Source organism: Lysinibacillus sp. FJAT-14745 (assembly GCF_001275675.1).
Classification (GTDB): Bacteria; Bacillota; Bacilli; order Bacillales_A; family Planococcaceae; genus Lysinibacillus.
In genome coordinates, this window is record NZ_LITM01000006.1 from 413,797 (window position 1) to 431,349 (window position 17,553).

A 17,553-nucleotide genomic window follows, 5' to 3' on the forward strand; every position below is an offset into this window, starting at 1 on the left:
GCTGAATTTAAGTAATTGAGAATGGGAGGTCTAGGTATGGCATATGAACCTTACTTTACCGAAGAACATGAACTGCTCCGTAAAACTATCCGTAATTTCGTAGATAAAGAGGTTAAACCATTTGTTGAAGAATGGGAATCTGCGGGTGAATTTCCAATAGAAATATTAAAACGGATGGGTGATCTCGGTTTTCTTGGACTACGTTATTCTGAGGAAGTTGGAGGACAAGGCGGAGACTATTTTACTAGTATTGTATTTGCAGAAGAACTTGCAAAATGCGGCTGTGGGGGTTTCCCAATGGCAATCGCAGTGCAAACTGACATGGCGACACCTCCAATTGCTCAATTTGGAAGTGCCGATCAAAAAGAACGATTTCTAAAACCAGCGATAAAAGGTGATAAGCTTGCTGCGATTGGGATAACTGAGCCAAATCATGGTTCAGACGTTGCTTCCATAGAGACACGGGCACGAAAGGAAGGCAACGAATGGATAATAAATGGCTCTAAAATGTTTATAACGAATGGTACACGTGCTGATTTTATTACACTCGTTACAAGAACGTCAGATGAACCGGGTTATAAAGGAATCAGTTTATTTTTAGTGGATCTTGACAGTCCTGGTGTTTCTGTTAGTAAAAAGCTTGACAAAGTGGGCATGCGCTCATCAGATACTGCCGAACTGATTTTTGACAATGTTAGAGTACCTGATGCTAATTTACTTGGAGAAGAAGGTAAGGGCTTCTCTTATATTATGTGGGAGCTACAAGGGGAACGAATGATTTCTGCTGCAGGATCAATCGGTATGGCGGAATATGCATATAATCTTGCATATCAATATGCAAAAACGAGACGGCAGTTTAAACAACCAATCGCTAATTTTCAAGTGATTGCCCATCTACTCGTAGAAATGAAAACGGAAATAGAAATATGCAAGGAATTGACATATGCGACGGCATATCGTTTTGCAAATGGTGAAGTACCGAGTAAAGAAATTTCAATGTCAAAACTTGCAGCCGCGCAAATGGCTCATTGGGTAGCAGATAGAGCGCTCCAAATATTTGGTGGAAATGGCTATATGTCAGAATATCCTATTCAACGGATTTGGCGTGACACTAGACTTCATCGTATTGGTGCTGGAGCAGATGAGATTATGAAAGAAATCATATCGAAACAAATAGGCCTGTAAGTTAGAAAAAAGGGAGTGATAATATGGCCCACTGGATGTTTAATGAAGAACATAACATGTTTCGTAATTCAATAAGGAAATTTGTAGAAAGGGAAATCGTTCCATTTGTTGGCGAATGGGAAGTAGCGGGAGAGGTTCCGAGAAGTATATTTGAAAGACTGGGGCAATTAGGGTACTTGGGGACTAAGTTTCCAGTAGAGTACGGAGGTGCAGGGTCCGATCTTATAATGGATGCTATTTTTAATGAAGAGCTAACGAAGTGCGGATCGAGTGGGATAGGTGCTTCAATTGTTGCTCATATCGGGATTGCATTAACTCCTCTTTGGCGTTTTGGTAATGATGAGCAGAAGATAAAATACTTGAAACCTGGAATTGAAGGAAAAAAAATTGCCGCATTAGGTATAACTGAGCCGAATTCTGGAAGTGATGTGTCTTCAATAACTACAAGAGCGGTAGATAAAGGTGATCATTATCTCTTAAATGGTTCAAAAACTTTTATTACAAATGGGGTTAACGCTGACTATGTAATTGTAGCTGCAAAAACTGCTGATGGTCCAGGGCATCGTAGTATGAGCCTTTTAATAGTAGAAACAGATTGGGAAGGTTTCTCTGTAGGAAAGAAACTTGAAAAATTGGGCTGGCATGGATCTGATACGGGTGAATTGTTTTTTGAAAATATAAAAGTACCTAAAGAGAATTTGATTGGTACTGTGAATGAAGGATTTAAATATGTAATGATTAATTTCCAATGGGAAAGATTAACGATGGCTCTTTCTAGTATTACACTAGCCGAAAAAGCACTAGAAGAGACTATTCGATATAGTAAAGAGCGATTACAATTCGGCGGACCACTAACTCAATTTCAAGTACTTCGACATAAGATGGTAGATATGGCCGTTGAAATTGAAAAAGCAAGACATATTACGTATCGAGCGATTTATCAATATGACAAAGGCAACGATGTAACAACTGAAGCAACAATGGCAAAAGCATATGCGGCAGAAATGGTAAGTAGAGTATGTGACCAAGCCCTTCAAATTCACGGCGGAAATGGTTATATGATGGATTATCCTATTCAACGCTATTGGCGTGATGCACGCATTCAATCTATCGGAGGAGGAACAACACAAATCATGAATGAAATATTAACAAAAAAACTTCAAATTACGTCGAATTAAAAAAGTATAGTACATGAAAACGCTGGAAGATTTTTCTGTAGATAATCGTGCTATCAACTGTTTCACTAAGTATTTAATTGGTTGTGATTGTTCACCGACTTTCCAATGTCAACAAAGCGGAATGTCAAAAACAAAAACTACGTAAACAATTTGAAGCGTTATTTATAGGGATAAATCTGATGTAATAGTAGAAAGGGGAATTATATATTTTATGATAAATGGCATCGGTTCTTGGCTTGTTAAGCATAGTGAGTGCAAAGCAGAAAAAACTGCAATCATCTACAATGACAAACGATTTACTTATCGAGAATTGAATGACAGAGTGAATAGATTGGCCAATTCCCTAGTGAATCTCGGCGTAAGAAAGGGTGATCGAGTTAATGCATTGCTCTTTAACAGAAATGAATTAATGGAAGCGATGTTTGCTTGTGCAAAAATAGGTGCGATTTTTGTACCGATTAATTACCGATTAAGTGTTGATGAAGTCGAATATGTTGTTCATGATTCAGGTGGGATTATTTTTATTTATGATGATCGACTTGAAACTATTGTGGATGGGCTGAAATCAAGGACATCGCAAATACATTTTTTTATTCGCGTTGGCGAAAATCAAACTGAAAAGGACTTAGATTTTGAAAAACTTCTCATTCAAGCAAATAACGATGAGACAGAGTATGTAATAGGTTTAAATGATGCACATATGATGATGTATACATCAGGAACGACTGGAAGACCAAAAGGAGCAGTTTTAACACATGGTAATACACAATGGAATGCTATAAATTGTCTCAATAGCTTACCGATTGGTGAAGATTTGATTACTTTAGGAGTAGCACCATTGTTTCACATCGGCGGGATGAATATATTTACTACACCCTTATTGTATAGAGGTGGGACGGTAGTATTGCAGGACAAATTTGATCCGCAATCTACGTTAGAGGTCATTGAACGAGAAAAAATAACATCATTGTTTCTAGTCCCTGCAATGTGGCTTGCCATTACACAATACACGAAATTAGATCAATATGATTTAAGTTCTTTAAAATTTAATATCTCGGGTGGGGCACCTTGTCCACTCACAATTATTGAATTTTTCCAGAAGCGAGGCATCCCATTCTTTGAAGGATTCGGGTTAACAGAAACGGCCCCTATGGTCTGCGTACTTGATAGTGATAATAGTATGAGGAAAAATGGTTCAGTAGGAAAAGCTCCGATGCATACGGATATTAAAATTGTAGATATATTTGATAAAGAGGTACCGGTTGGGCAAGTTGGAGAGTTAATTGTGAAGGGACCTAATATCTTTATCGAATATTGGAATAAGCCGAAAGCAACAAGAGATGCAATTAGAAATGGGTGGTTTTATACTGGGGATCTTGCTAAACAGGATGAAGAGGGCTTTCTCTATATCGTAGATCGTATGAAAGATATGATAATTACTGGAGGAGAAAATGTCTATCCTATTGAGGTTGAGCAAGTATTATTCCGTCATCCAAATATAAAAGAGGTAGCTGTTGTAGGATATCCAGATGAAAAATGGGGTGAATCTGTGAAAGCGGTTATTGCTTTGAAGAACACGAATGAGCAAATGAGTTTACTGGATGTACGCAAATTTTGCGAAGGAAAGTTGGCCCATTTTAAAATTCCAAAGCAAATTGAATTGGTTGAGGAATTACCTAGAAATGCAACTGGAAAAGTATTAAAAACAAATTTACGAATTTAGAAAACTGAAAATTCGGAAATAAAGGGAGCTGATAAAATGTTTAATAAAAAATTTGAACACTTTGAAGTTAATGAAACATGGTGCTCTAGAGGTCGTACTATAACGGAATCAGATATCGTAATGTTTTCTGCATTTAGCGGAGATTGGTACCCGCTTCATACTGATAAGGAATATGCGGAAAAGAACACTCCTTTTAAACAAAGGATTGCGCATGGAATGCTTATTTTATCAGTTGCAACTGGGCTTCAAGTAATGGACCCGGATATCATAGTCGCTTTTTATGGGATAGAAAATCTTCGTTTTATTCATCCAACATTCATAGATGATACGATTCATGTAGAACTAGAAGTAACTGATTTACTAGACAAAGGAAATGGTACAGGTGTTGTAACATGTAATCAAAAAATTGTTAAACAAACAGGTGAGCCTGTGACGACTGGGGTAATAAAGGTGTTGGTAAATAAAGAGAGATAGTTAGGGGGAAAATATTGGTGTTAAATGGGGAGATGTAGTCGAGGGTTTGGTAAAAGGATTGGAAGAGTTAGAAAGGTTAAGTCAACAATCCTGTTCCAAAATATAGGATTCAAATAGATGCTCGAAGTGGTCTTGAAGCAAGCTACGGGAAGTAAAAAGAGTATTTCAGATAAGAATATAGCTAGATGAATTGGAAAAATGAACGAAGGATTTTAAAAATATGAATCTCGATTATATGGATGTTAATGGTAATGATGAAGTATGGAATATAAGGGCTGAAATATAGTTAAAAGAGCCCTTATTTATTATTGACTTTATAGGCGGATAATAAGTAACTTTCGAATAATGGAATCTTATTTGAGGAGGTTCTAAGTACCGATGACACCTAGAATATCGAGTCATTAACAAACTATCATTTTATTAAATATCTTGCATATGGAGAAATCGGTGAAGTAATTAGAAATGAGTTATCAGGCGTGTTGATTAGGAAAAAATAGGTTTATTATTGAGCGATAAAAGGATTTTTCCATTACCACTTTGCCAATATATTTCCATTTTAACTGATTGTAGCGTAGGGCTACTCGACTCCCGCGGGAAAGCGATAGAGGAACGAAGGCTAAAACCATCACATCCTGTGATAACGCCTTCGTGACCAACATCGTGCTGGCCCGAGACCCTGCACGGAGCGAAGCGGAGGAAGCGGCTCGACGCTCGCCCGCAGGAAGCTTTGCTCTGTGCGAAAGCGAAGCGTCAGCAACAAAGCGAGTAGCCCGTAGCGGAAATCAACCTCTTCGAATGTATAAAAATGGTTAATCAATACACCTGATGAGTTATGTCATTCATGTTAAAAAAGTATTTATCGGACCACAAACTTTGTTGAAAAACATTTATGATGGATAATTTTTGATTTGTAAAAATACGAGGAGGGTTCGAAATATGTCTTTTATCGATAAGCTCATCTACACACTTCTAAGTCTTGTAATTATAACTTTTATTGGGACGATAACAGGTTCATGGCGATTCATTCTTTACCCCTATTTAATCGTAATTGGCATTGCTATTTTATTTGGGATTTTGAAAAATGTAAAACAAAATCCTCGGAAAATGTGGATTCCAGTGTCAGTTGTAATTGTATATATCATTTTATATGCATGGTTGGATATTATGACAATCGACACACCTACAGGAGGAAGTAAATATATATTTGGACTAACTCCAAGTATGGCTTTATATATACTTGGTATTTGGCCGTTAGCAAATTTAATTTGTTTATTATACGCATGGACCTTCTCAAAAGAGGAAACGTTAAACAATTAATATTACATTGGGTTGGCGAATCTGACAATAAGGGGTGGGAGAAGTGAATAGTACAATTATTATTATTGCAGTTATATATTTACTAATTTGCGTTTTGATTGGGGTTTGGGCTACTGGAAAGACCAAAACAACTAGTGATTTTTTAATTGCAGGCAAAAACCTTGGAATGTTCGTCATGGCTATTGCTGCATTTTCTTCTATTCAAAGTGGTTTTGGAATGTTAGGTGGGACAGGGTTAACATTCTCTGGAGGAATGGGGTTTCTAGCTGGGGTCGGAATTGCAGCTCCTTTAGGCTTTGCATTAACTTGGTTTTTAGTTGGAAAAAGAATGTGGAAAGTTGGAGAACTAGGAGAAATATATACACTTGGTGATGTAGTGGAAAGAAGATATAACAGTAAAGCCGTAAGGGGATGGATTGGATTAGCAGTTACTCTTGGAGTAATTGGCTATCTTGGAACACAAGTTCAGGCGATGGGCATTATTATGCATACGATATTTGGTGTAACTCCAATAGTTGGAGCTTTGATTGGACTTGCCATTTTAGGATTCTACTGCGTAGGTGGAGGCATTTTAGCAGGTGTATATACGGATCTATTTCAAGGGGTCATTATGGTTGTTGTTTCCGTCTTTATTTTTTTCATGGCACTAAATGTAGGTGGCGGTGTTCAGAGTATTACTGAGAATTTAAAAAGCTTCGATCCATTATTGGCTTCTCCATTTGGAACTTTTTCAATGGTTTCTATTGCTTGCTGGATCTTTTTATTTAGTTTTGGAGCCGCTGGTCAACCCCATTTTATAACAAAGTTTTTAATGGTAAGAGATCAGAAGCAATTAAAATGGGGAGCATTCACAGCGGGGTTTGCCTATACACTTAGTACTCTATTAGTTATAGGAATTGGGCTATCTGCTCGTTCTCTTTATGTTAAAGGGGATTTTCCGGAATTAACCTCACCAGATGAGGCATTAACAGTATTTATTACACATTTTACTTCTCCGGTTGTAGGTGGTCTAGTAATTGCAGGATTACTGGCAGCCATCATGTCTACCGGTTCAAGTTTTGTAACTTTAGGTGCTTCGAGTTTAACAAGAGATATACCAAAAGCATTTAATATTAAAGTGAAAAATGAATTGTTATGGAATAGAATAGCGGTGGTTGGTTTACTTGTTATTTCAACTCTATTCTCTTTTTATATGGATACATTGGTAGCGTTATTAGGGGTATTTGGTTGGGGAACTTTCGCATCTGCCATTTTCCCTGCTGTAGTATTGGGACTAATTTGGAAAAAGGCAACGAAATATGGAGCTGTCTCAAGTATAAGCGTTGGATTGGTATTAAATTTTGTATTAGAGATTTGCGCGAAATATGGGGTTATCTTACTCCCACCTGGGGTAATCATTGGTGCAGTTGCATTTTCCGTGTCAATTATTGTATTTATCACCGTTTCTCTAATGACTCAACAGTCAAATGTGGAGTTAGATAAAGAGTTGCTCGATGCTATGGAAGGCTAATTGAATAGGAGGGATTTCAAAATGAACGTAGGCTATTTAGTTAATAGAGTTGAAAGTAGGATTCAAACAATATCTCCTGAAAAAATCGCATTAAAATTAGAGTCCAATGAAACTTGGACATATGGTGATCTAAATCGAATTTCAAATCAATATGCTCATTCACTACAACAAATGGGCATTGTAAAAGGTGATAGAGTAGGGATCCTTTTATATAACTGCCTCGAGTATTTTGCTCTTTATTTTGCAACCGCAAAGCTAGGTGCAATCGCAGTTAGAATAAATTTTAGATTATCTAGTGAAGAGTTTAAATATATTTTAAATGATTCTGGAACTAAAATCCTTTGTCTTCATTCAAGTCTTCAAGACAAAATAGAACTTATTAAAAGTTCAATTAAAGTAAGAGAGTATGTATGCCTTGAAAATGAGAATATTACTTCCGCAAACTGGACAAATAGTTGGGATGTATTAGAAAAAGGTAGTCCATCCGAAGTTATAGGAATAGACATTGATAAATCTGATCCGGTCATGTTGATGTATACATCAGGTACTACAGGTCGACCTAAAGGTCGCTTTGGTCACATGAAAATACGTTATGGTTTGCAAATATGCAAATACTCAAATGGGGAATTAATGAACAATCTATCACAATGTCAACGGGACCTCTTTATCATGTTGGAGCGATGGAAGATATTTCGTTATCCGTTTTAGTGATGGGCGGAACAGTGATACTAACAAGTAGTGGGGGATTTGATATTGAGAGAGTATTGTCTACTGTCGAACAAGAAAAAGTGACAGATATTTTACTTTTTCCCTTTATGGTATATAACATGCTAAATGTAAGGGATCTTTCTATTTATGATTTTACAAGCTTGAAGCGGATTTTTTCAGGGGGAGACCCCGTTGTACCTTGGGCAATTGAACAATTACATGACTTATTTCCACATATTGATTTTGTGCAAGTTTATGGGCTTACAGAGGGGACCCCTGTAGCAGCATCGTTAGATCCACAAGATGTGGAATTGAAAGGACATTCAGTAGGGAAGCCAATGCCGTTCACAGAAATTAAAATTGTGGATGATCAAGGAAATGTTTTGAGTCATGGAAATGTAGGAGAAGTTTGCATTAAGAGTCCGTCAGTATCAATGGGATACTGGGGGAAACCAGAAGAGACAGCGAGTACATTTGTGAATGGGTGGTGTCATACTGGAGACTTAGGATATTTGGATAAGGATGGATACTTAACTATATCTGGCCGAAAAAAAGATATGATTCGCAGCGGTGGTGAAAATATTTATGCGGTAGAGGTTGAAGACGTACTAATTCGGCATACGGCTATACATGATGTAGCTGTAATTGGTATTCCAGATCCAAAATATATCGAGGTAGTATGCGCAATAATCGTTTTACAACAAGGTGAGGTAGTAACTGAAAAAGAAATTTTAGCATTTATAGATGAAAAAATCGCAGGTTACAAAAAACCAAAGCAAATTATTTTTGTAGATGAACTTCCTAGAACTCCTTCAGGGAAAATTCAAAAGTTTATATTGAGAGAACAATTTAGTTGAATTTTTATAGTTATTCAAAATGAGTATATGGAGATTTAATTTTAGCAAAGGGAATATTTACTTTTCGTGAGGTTGTTTTATATATGTTCCATTGTAAAGGAGAAAGAAAAAGGAGGTTAAAAAATTGTATCAAATAAATCAATTATTAGATTATCATGCTAGTCATACACCAAATAAAGAGTATTTATTTACGAGTAGTGAGACTTTGACCTATAAAGATTTGTATGAACGTGTGAACGCTTTAACGTATTCACTTTATTCCATAGGTATTACTAAAGGGGATAGGGTGGCTTTGTATCTTCGAAATAAACCGGAGTTTTTATATACTTGGTTTGCCTTAAATCGAATTGGCGCAATTATGGTCCCTATCAATACTTCACTAAAAAAAACGGAAGTTTCTTTTATCTTGAATGATAGTGAAGTTGTAGGTTTAATTGGTGAGGATGATGCTATAAAAGAAGTATTAAATCCAGCGGTATCAGAATGTCAGTCGATAATATTTACTATTACTACAGGTGCATCTCAAAATGGCTGGATTTCTATGGAAAGTTTATTAGAGAAAACGAGTTATTTGGATTGTGAAATACCTGACGAAAATGATTTGTCCTCAATTTTATATACATCAGGCACTACAGGTAATCCGAAAGGGGTTATGTGCCCACATAGATACTACTTTCATTTGGCAAAGTCCGCAGTTGAGGCAGTGAAGTTTAATGAAACAGATCGCCTATTAACCTACTTACCTCTCTTTCACATGAACGCTCAAATACTTACCGTAACTGCATCCCTCGTTTCAGGTTCGAGTATTGTTCTTTTAGATAAATTTCAACCGAACTTATTTTGGCAAGAGATAGATAAATTTAAAGCAACCGTTTTCTTTTATTTAGGATCTATTTTACCATTATTATCAAAATTGACAGTCTCTGAAGAGGAAAAGCATAACACACTACGTTTAGCGGTAGGAGCACAGGCGAACCCTAAAAAGATAGAAGAATATGAAACTAGATGGGGTTTGGAAATGATTGAGTTGTTCGGCATGACAGAAGGTGCTGGAACAATTAACCGAGTTGGAAATCGCAAAATTGGATCCTGTGGAAAAACGTTTGAAAACCATAAAGTCATGATTGTGGATGAATTAGGTACCCCTCAATTGCCACTTAAGTCAGGAGAAATCATTTTCACGGGTCCATCACTGACACTCGGGTACTGGAATAATGTAGAAGAAACTCAAAAGGCTTATCGAAATGGTTGGATGTATTCAGGTGATATAGGATATATGGATTCGGATGGATATTTGTATTTTCTAGACAGAAAAAAAGATATCATCCGACGTAATGGGGAAAATATATCTTCGGCTGAAATAGAACAGGTATTATTATCGCATCCTGAGATTTGGGAAGTAGCTGCAATTCCTATTCCTGATGACGATCGTGGTGAAGAAATTAAAGTTTTTATCGTCACTAACCCGGGAGTACAAATAAAACCGGAAAAAATCATTCAGTGGTGTGAGACTACGATGGCTAAATATAAAATCCCGCGGTACATCGAATTTCGAGATAGTTTACCTAAAACCACAACACAAAAGATTCAAAAGTCGATTTTGAAAAAAGAATATAGTGACGTAAGTATAAATACGTGGGACCGACGAAAAAAATCACTGAATGAAGTGGGGGAAGAGTATTGATGAAACCTGTCTTATTTGAGAAAAAAGGTGTTAAAGCATATATTACGTTTAACCGACCTGAAGCGATGAATTCAATGACACCAGAGGGTTTTCAATTACTTGCAGAATACTTCAAAGAGGCTCAAGCAGACGATAATATAAGAGTCATAATTTTAACAGGTGCGGGTGACAAGGCTTTTTGCTCTGGGGCGGATTTGAAAAAGACTATTCCGCTTATATCTGATGGGCAACTCGATTTCGAATTGTTAAATGATGCTGTTCTAAAAAACGTGCCAATCTGGAAACCAATCATTGCAGCCGTAAACGGTTATTGTTTAGCTGGGGGGACTGAAATTTTACAGGCTACAGATATTCGTATTGCAAGTGAAGATGCAATATTTGGGTTACCAGAGCCAAAATGGTCGATTATGGCTGCTGCTGGATCTCTTGTTCGTTTAGCTAGACAAATACCATATTGTCAAGCTATGGAAATACTATTGACTGGGGAACAACTTACAGCAGAGAAAGCTGAAAAAATTGGTCTCATCAATAAAGTAGTCCCTAAAGAAGAGTTAATGAATGAAGTAGAAAGATATGCTGATATTATTTGTCAGAATGGTCCACTAGCAATTCAAAACACAAAAAAAGCAGTAATTGAGCTACTAAATTTACCCATAGAAGAAGCCTTTCATAAAGAAATTTTGTATGCTAAAGCGGTTTTTGAAAGTTCGGATGCAAAAGAAGGTGTTGCGGCATTTGCAGAAAAAAGGGAGCCACAATTTAGAGGATCATAAGGTTAAAATATATCGGAATGAATTTTCGGAATTATGTGAATAATTCGGCGGCGAGTTATGCCTTATTGCAAGATCATATAACTTCGACAATTTATGTTGTAAATTTGGAAAATATCGGTGTAACACATAGGAAAAAAGTGTATCGACTCGGTTGGCGTACGGCGAATCTAGCAAATATAAACATTGACCGTGTAGAACCTATTCAATTGATTCATATTGACGAATCGAAACAGGAGATTTGGAGAGCTAGTCATGATGTATTAGACAGCGTCATTGCCTATGGAACGGTTCAATGTGCCTTTGAACGTGTGACAAGCTATACGCAGCAACGGTTTCAGTTTGGCGGACCATTAACGCAGTTTCAGGTTGTACGTCATAAATTAGTCGATATAGCGATTGAGAGAGAAAACTTAAACACTTTATCTATCGCGTATTAGATGAATATGGCAGGGAGGATTTCAGTTTGTTAGCATCGCTACTTAAGGTTAGTACAAAAGAGATACTTCCATTTGTGACTGACACAGCTTAGCAGGTGCACGGTGGCAATGGTTATATGATGGAGTATGATGTTCAGCGTTTGTGGCGTGATAAAGAAATGTATTGCACGATTGAAACAGATTGTTCAGATGATTTTCACGTAATTGGGAAGCAGCTTATCGGAAAAAACAAGGAGGCGATAAGGTGAAAGAACAAATTTCGATTATCAATAGAGTAGCAATTGGTGATGTAATACGACGAACAGCGAGTAAGTTTGGAAACAAAGAGGCGGTTATTGACGGTGACAAACGCTACACATATAAAAATATGTATACACATACAAATCAAGTCGCAAATTATTTATCAGAAAATCTTGGTTTGGAAAAAGGAGATAAAGTTGCAACGCTGTGCTTAAATTCATATGAGCATATAATTGCGATGTATGGCATTCAAAAAGCTGGCTTGGTATGGGTTCCCATAAACCCAGGCTTAACAACAACAGAAGTTGATTATATTTTACAAGAAGCCAATGTACGTCTTGTAATTGGTGATGCTATGTTACTAAAGATGCATGCATCCATTATGAGTCCTTATGAACAACTTGTGACACCACGCTCAGATGGGGCATCTTGTTTTACAAAGGCCTATAGCTCTGCCTCTATGGATGAGCCTAATGTTCATATTGAAGACCGTGACATTGCTCAAATTATGTTTACAAGTGGTACAACAGGTAATCCTAAAGGTGTTTGTATTTCTCACATAGCTGTGCATATGTCTAGTATGGCAAATGCATTAGAAATGAAGGTAGAAGCTAATGATGGAATAATAGCGGTTATGCCTTATTTTCACTGTGCACAACATGCATTTTTACAAACGTTTTTACTAGTAGGTGGTAAAATTGTCGTATCGCAAAAGTTCGACCCAATCGTCTTTTTTGAAACGATTCAATCTGAGAAGATTACGTTTATTTTTGCATTACCAATTATGTACCGTGCGCTTATTTTCCATCCAAATCGTTCAAAATATGATTTATCTTCCTTAAATAAATGCTTATATGCGATGGCTCCGATGGATCAAACGACTTTGCGTACGGGAATTGAACAATTGAATGCTGAATTTTTCCTAGGTACTGGACAAACAGAAATGTACCCAGCAACGGTTGTGTTTAAGCCACAATATCAGCTCACAAAAGTAGGGAGTTACTGGGGCGAGCCAAGTCTCATTAATGATGCTGCGATTATGGATGAAGAGGGTCATATACTAGGAAAGCATATGGTAGGTGAAATTGTTCATCGTGGTCCAAATGTCATGAGCTGTTATTTGAATAATCCGCATGCCACAGCGGAAGTACGAAAATTCGGCTGGCATCATACAGGAGATTTAGGTTATATGGATGATGATGGACTTATTGTTTTCGTTGATCGTAAGAAGGATATGATTAAAACAGGTGGAGAAAACGTAGCTTCTATTCAAATCGAGCAAGTGCTGTTGAATTGTGAGCATGTTGAAAATGCTGTTGTTGTTGGTCTTCCGCATCCTGTATGGATTGAAGCAGTCACATCCTTTGTGAAGGTGAAAGACGGCGTAACGAAGGAAATGATTCATGCTTACTGTAAAGCGAATTTAGCTGGTTTTCAAGTTCCAAAGGAAATTATTTTAGTAGATGAGTTCCCGATGACCTCTACAGGGAAAATTCAAAAGCAAAAGCTACGTGCAATGTATGACAAAATTTATTTGACAGTGAAATAATACGAAGTCTTAGTAGGAGCAATAAAAACACCTTTTCTCTATCTGTTTCACTAACCTTATTTTATATGGCAATATAAAACACTTTTCACGCAGGTCTATGATGTAATCTTGAACGAGGGATTGACAACATGACAGCATATAAAACGACATAATGGCGTCGTTCGAAGTTTTGTATTATGTGAGTTCTCAATCTACGAATCGTTTCTATATCTTAAAATAAAGAATGGATAGAATAATAGAAAAAGGGCTAGCAAACTATTCGCTAGCCCTCTATTTTCATCTTTTCGTTTGCTGTTTTTGCTCTGCCCGTTGTTCTAATTTTGCACCATTCGCCTTGCTGTAGCGTTGTGTTGCTTATTCAATATCAGTTCTCGATCAATTAAAAGGACCGATCTAAAAATTACCACTTCTAAAACAGAACGTTTGTGCGTATAATATATACGAACGAACGTTCTTTTTGTTGCAGAGGGAGAGTGAAAACAATGAAAGATCAGTTAATAAAAGGATGCAACACAATCAGTTAGTAAATATGATGTACATTTCAAAGTCTGGAGTCATCACGAAAAGGTGTATCAAAATAATTAAGAGAGTCAACAGCGTACTTTTATTCTCGATAATGTTCTTGCTATTGTTTCAGTTGTCTATAAAAAGCGAGGGATCATTTAATGCATGAAAATCTGCCTGAACGTTCCATTATATGTATTGACATGAAAAGCTTTTACGCTAGTTGCATGGCAATGCTTGAAGGTTTAGATGTCATGACAACCCCAATCGCCATCGTAGCTAATTTCACTCAACCTGGTAGCGTTGTCTTAGCTGCATCGCCACCTATGAAGGAGCGATTCAAGATAAAAACAGGAAATCGTCGTTTTGAAATACCAAAGCATCCAGACATAAAACTTTTTGAACCGAAGATGAGTTTTTTCATTGAAATGTCTATGGCTATCACTCGTCTTATTTCAAAGTATGTGCCGCCAGAGTGCATCCATATTTATAGTGTCGATGAAAGTTGGGTGGACCTAACTGGAACAGAAAAGCTCTGGGGACCTCCTGAGGATACAGCAAAGGAAATTCAAAAAGCGATATATGATCAGTTTCGCATTCCAAGTGCTATTGGGATGGGCCCTAACATGCTGATGGCAAAACTTGCTTTAGACCTTGAAGCTAAAAAGTCAGGTTTTGCAAAGTGGACTTACGAGGATGTGCCAACGAAACTTTGGCCTGTGCGTCCTTTATCTGAGATGTGGGGTATCGGAAAACAGATGGAAGCCAAGTTAAATGCAATGGGGATATTAACAGTCGGTGGATTGGCAACTGCTGATTTAAATGAATTAGAGGGAAAATTCGGCATCATGGGTAATCAACTGTACCACCATGCGCATGGCATTGATCTTTCCACACTTGGAGAGCCTCTAGTTAAAAACTCAGCTCTAAGCTTTGGGAAAGGTCAGATGTTAATGCGTGACTACCACACAAGAAAAGAAATATCCGTGGCGTTACTTGAAATGTGTGAGGACGTGATGAGGCGAACGCGCGAAGCAGGGTATGTTGGCCGTACGATTAGCTTAGGGCTTTCCTATAGTCGCAATGCTATGACAAAAGGATTTCACCGCTCTAGAACGATTGCAGTACCAACAAGTGAAACGTTAGTTATGTATAAAATTTGTCTGGAATTACTGGATGAGCATTTTGCGGGTGAGCCAGCATGTCAATTGTCAGTTAGAATAACGAATCTAGAACCAGAGCACAGTATCCAATTGGATTTATTTGATGAGCGCAAGGAGCAACGCCAAGTAATTGGCCACGTTATGGATGCCATTCGAAGAAAATATGGAGCAGTGTCATTATTAAGGGCGGCTTCTTATACAAAGGCTGGCACAGCAATTACACGTAATCGCTTAGTAGGTGGGCACTTAGCGTAAGGGGGGAATGAGATAAGACGAGATAGAGGAACGATTAAAAATTCGAGGAGTGTTTAGATGATACGTGACCGTGGATCAATGAAGTGGACGGCGATGATGCTTCCTGAGCATCTTGGCCTCATTAAAGTGTGGAAGCAAGAGCAATTTTACGATAAAAAGAGAGAATTAACCGAGTGGGAACTAGAGGAAATAGAACAGACGATACAACGTGCTTTTAAAATGCAAAAACGGATCACATTAACGCTGTGGAACAACAATCATTTGCAAGGCGAAACAGGACTAATTACAGGAACTGATACAGTCAAAAAGGAATTGTTACTAGAGACGAATGTAGCTATCAAACGTATTGCATTTGATAAAATCCAAGACGCAAGGGTAGTGGACGTTGATGATTAATGGTGAGGATCGTAGTGTTTTGTATGAGTTTATTAAATTAGATATGGCCATCAGGTCATTACAACAAGACTATTCATCGCTCGAAAAGTTAAAAATGTCCAAAATCTACATCCATATTGTAGAGGATTTATTAAAAAATATAAGACATGATTTCTACAATAAAAGGCGAGTCTTAGCTAAGAAAAATATTGCCGTTGTAAAATGGGTTAAAATTGATGAATATTTCAGCGATGTAATCATCAAAACAGCAGGCGAAGATGAAGTGCTACGTTATGCCAATCAAGCTCTAAAAGCACAGGTAGAGGAGCTCATTCATAGCCGTTTAAACAAATGTGTGTAGAGATGGTTTGAAATCCTATCTCGGAAAATAAAGAAAATTGCAGAAGAGCCGATCAGCTTGAATAAGAAATATAAAAAAGTCTCAAATTCAAGCTGATATGTTTAGATAGTTAAAATACCTCGAATTGTGATGATAGCAGCTCCTGCAACTTTGATGACTGGTTCTGATTCTTTTGGAATAACAGTCACATAAAGAGTTCCAGGTCTTCCTATCGCATTTCCTTGAGCGATTGTAAGATGTGTTATTTCACCTTGAGGAATAATGCCTTCTAAATAGAGGAAGCCTGCTAATGCACCATTTGCTGCACCAGTTACAGGATCCTCAGGTATGCCAATCCCTGGTGCAAAATCTCTAGTATATAATTTATATTCTTGCAAGTTAGTAAAAGTATAGAGATGTGTCGTGCTGATATTATGTTCTTTATTATGCTTCCCTAACGCCGCTAAGTCAGGTACTGCATTGTCGATATCGATTTGATCTTTTATTGGAACGAGTAAATGCCAGTTTCCGGTATTTGCTAGCTTGATTGGATAAGTTAAATCAATGCTTTCGGAATGGACGCCGATTAGTCGACTAAGCTCTTCCACATCAATATTGATATCTTGTGTTTTGGGCGTTACTTGCGTCATTTCCACATCCATAACTTTTCCGTGTTCCTTATGCCATACAACCGGTACTCTACCGATATTCGTTCCAAGCACTATACCTTCCTTTTTCTCAGCAAGACTAAACTCAGTAGCCAAAAGCCACGTTAATCCAACAGTTGCATGTCCGCAAAAGTTGATTTCTTCAGTGGGAGTGAAATATTTTACTTTATAATCTATATCTTCATTATTGGAGGGTAGTAAAAATACGGTTTCCGGTAAATTTAATTCTTTTGCGATACTTTGCATCTCAACTTCGGATAATTTATCAGCATCTAGCACGACACCAGCAGTATTACCGCCAAATTTTTCTGTTGTAAAAGCATCTACATGATAAACTCTAATATCTCTCATCTTATTGACTCCTTTCTAAACTTTTATTGTTTCCTCCGTACGGTGATTTTGTTGTAAGTTTCTGAATTTTCTATCTTGTTGTATAATAAGAATACTATAGAATGCAATTAAGTAAAGGGTGAACTTTTTGTTAATTGTAGAATTCTAATCTGAATTAACGTTATAGCTTAATTTTGTCGAAAAACAGGTTCATCACCATAACTTGGGGTTGACCACAAAAAATTCAATAAATTTCCATTAAAGTATAGAAAAAAAGTGAAAA

Annotated in this window: 16 protein-coding genes; 15 read left to right on the forward strand and 1 reads right to left on the reverse strand. The window is 37.2% G+C overall.

All coding sequences use genetic code 11. The annotated features are described in order from the left end of the window. The first annotated feature begins 36 nt into the window (after positions 1-36). The 15 genes from AMS59_RS11965 (at position 37) to AMS59_RS12030 (ending at position 16,293) form a co-directional block, all read left to right on the forward strand. Positions 37-1,185 (forward strand): acyl-CoA dehydrogenase family protein, encoded by a 1,149-nt coding sequence (locus tag AMS59_RS11965; RefSeq protein WP_053483968.1) that lies wholly within the window; start codon positions 37-39, stop codon positions 1,183-1,185. A 23-nt stretch (positions 1,186-1,208) separates the two neighbouring features. After that, a complete protein-coding gene (locus AMS59_RS11970) occupies positions 1,209-2,363 on the forward strand; it encodes an acyl-CoA dehydrogenase family protein (protein ID WP_053483969.1) in 1,155 nt (384 codons plus the stop codon). A 211-nt stretch (positions 2,364-2,574) separates the two neighbouring features. After that, entirely contained in the window at positions 2,575-4,086 is a 1,512-nt protein-coding gene (locus tag AMS59_RS11975; protein WP_053483970.1) for a long-chain fatty acid--CoA ligase, read from the forward strand. A 36-nt stretch (positions 4,087-4,122) separates the two neighbouring features. Further along, complete coding sequence (locus AMS59_RS11980) at positions 4,123-4,560, forward strand: MaoC/PaaZ C-terminal domain-containing protein (protein ID WP_053483971.1); 438 nt, start codon at positions 4,123-4,125, stop codon at positions 4,558-4,560. Between the two features lie 936 nt (positions 4,561-5,496). Further along, positions 5,497-5,877, forward strand: a complete 381-nt coding sequence (locus AMS59_RS11985; RefSeq protein ID WP_053483972.1) for a hypothetical protein — start codon at positions 5,497-5,499, stop codon at positions 5,875-5,877. Positions 5,878-5,920: 43 nt separating this feature from the next. Next, the gene (locus AMS59_RS11990) at positions 5,921-7,387 is read left to right on the forward strand and encodes a hypothetical protein (protein ID WP_053483973.1); all 1,467 of its coding nucleotides are present in this window, start codon (positions 5,921-5,923) and stop codon (positions 7,385-7,387) included. Positions 7,388-7,408: 21 nt separating this feature from the next. Next, positions 7,409-8,095, forward strand: coding sequence for an AMP-binding protein (locus AMS59_RS26685; protein WP_255350010.1), 687 nt, complete (start codon positions 7,409-7,411; stop codon positions 8,093-8,095). Then, the gene (locus AMS59_RS26690; RefSeq protein WP_255350011.1) at positions 7,993-8,952 is read left to right on the forward strand and encodes a class I adenylate-forming enzyme family protein; all 960 of its coding nucleotides are present in this window, start codon (positions 7,993-7,995) and stop codon (positions 8,950-8,952) included. Before AMS59_RS26685 ends, AMS59_RS26690 begins: the two co-directional genes overlap by 103 nt. Positions 8,953-9,076: 124 nt before the next feature. Then, on the forward strand, positions 9,077-10,636 hold the full coding sequence (locus AMS59_RS12000; protein WP_053483974.1) for an AMP-binding protein: 1,560 nt from the start codon (positions 9,077-9,079) through the stop codon (positions 10,634-10,636). After that, the gene (locus tag AMS59_RS12005) at positions 10,636-11,409 is read left to right on the forward strand and encodes an enoyl-CoA hydratase/isomerase family protein (protein ID WP_053483975.1); all 774 of its coding nucleotides are present in this window, start codon (positions 10,636-10,638) and stop codon (positions 11,407-11,409) included. The genes AMS59_RS12000 and AMS59_RS12005 overlap by 1 nt, the downstream gene beginning before the upstream one ends. Before the next feature lie 65 nt (positions 11,410-11,474). Further along, the gene (locus tag AMS59_RS12010; RefSeq protein WP_199777734.1) at positions 11,475-11,846 is read left to right on the forward strand and encodes an acyl-CoA dehydrogenase family protein; all 372 of its coding nucleotides are present in this window, start codon (positions 11,475-11,477) and stop codon (positions 11,844-11,846) included. 244 nt (positions 11,847-12,090) lie between these two features. Next, the gene (locus AMS59_RS12015; RefSeq protein WP_053483977.1) at positions 12,091-13,635 is read left to right on the forward strand and encodes a class I adenylate-forming enzyme family protein; all 1,545 of its coding nucleotides are present in this window, start codon (positions 12,091-12,093) and stop codon (positions 13,633-13,635) included. 665 nt (positions 13,636-14,300) lie between these two features. Beyond that, the gene (locus AMS59_RS12020; protein WP_053483978.1) at positions 14,301-15,557 is read left to right on the forward strand and encodes a UV damage repair protein UvrX; all 1,257 of its coding nucleotides are present in this window, start codon (positions 14,301-14,303) and stop codon (positions 15,555-15,557) included. Positions 15,558-15,614: 57 nt separating this feature from the next. Next, positions 15,615-15,953, forward strand: a complete 339-nt coding sequence (locus AMS59_RS12025) for a YolD-like family protein (RefSeq protein WP_053483979.1) — start codon at positions 15,615-15,617, stop codon at positions 15,951-15,953. Beyond that, the gene (locus AMS59_RS12030) at positions 15,946-16,293 is read left to right on the forward strand and encodes a hypothetical protein (RefSeq protein WP_053483980.1); all 348 of its coding nucleotides are present in this window, start codon (positions 15,946-15,948) and stop codon (positions 16,291-16,293) included. The genes AMS59_RS12025 and AMS59_RS12030 overlap by 8 nt, the downstream gene beginning before the upstream one ends. 101 nt (positions 16,294-16,394) lie before the next feature. Here the strand turns inward: AMS59_RS12030 and AMS59_RS12035 are convergent, their stop codons facing one another. After that, positions 16,395-17,291 (reverse strand): PhzF family phenazine biosynthesis protein, encoded by an 897-nt coding sequence (locus tag AMS59_RS12035; RefSeq protein ID WP_053483981.1) that lies wholly within the window; start codon positions 17,289-17,291, stop codon positions 16,395-16,397. Positions 17,292-17,553 lie beyond the last annotated feature (262 nt).

Coding starts and splice junctions, on each gene's coding strand:
- AMS59_RS11970 (WP_053483969.1), top strand. CDS start 1,209: ATGGCCCACTGGATGTTTAATGAAGAACATAACATGTTTCGTAATTCA.
- AMS59_RS11975 (WP_053483970.1), top strand. CDS start 2,575: ATGATAAATGGCATCGGTTCTTGGCTTGTTAAGCATAGTGAGTGCAAA.
- AMS59_RS26690 (WP_255350011.1), top strand. CDS start 7,993: ATGCAAATACTCAAATGGGGAATTAATGAACAATCTATCACAATGTCA.
- AMS59_RS11980 (WP_053483971.1), top strand. CDS start 4,123: ATGTTTAATAAAAAATTTGAACACTTTGAAGTTAATGAAACATGGTGC.
- AMS59_RS12035 (WP_053483981.1), bottom strand. CDS start 17,291: ATGAGAGATATTAGAGTTTATCATGTAGATGCTTTTACAACAGAAAAA.
- AMS59_RS11985 (WP_053483972.1), top strand. CDS start 5,497: ATGTCTTTTATCGATAAGCTCATCTACACACTTCTAAGTCTTGTAATT.
- AMS59_RS11965 (WP_053483968.1), top strand. CDS start 37: ATGGCATATGAACCTTACTTTACCGAAGAACATGAACTGCTCCGTAAA.
- AMS59_RS12020 (WP_053483978.1), top strand. CDS start 14,301: ATGCATGAAAATCTGCCTGAACGTTCCATTATATGTATTGACATGAAA.
- AMS59_RS26685 (WP_255350010.1), top strand. CDS start 7,409: ATGAACGTAGGCTATTTAGTTAATAGAGTTGAAAGTAGGATTCAAACA.
- AMS59_RS12025 (WP_053483979.1), top strand. CDS start 15,615: ATGATACGTGACCGTGGATCAATGAAGTGGACGGCGATGATGCTTCCT.
- AMS59_RS12005 (WP_053483975.1), top strand. CDS start 10,636: ATGAAACCTGTCTTATTTGAGAAAAAAGGTGTTAAAGCATATATTACG.
- AMS59_RS12030 (WP_053483980.1), top strand. CDS start 15,946: ATGATTAATGGTGAGGATCGTAGTGTTTTGTATGAGTTTATTAAATTA.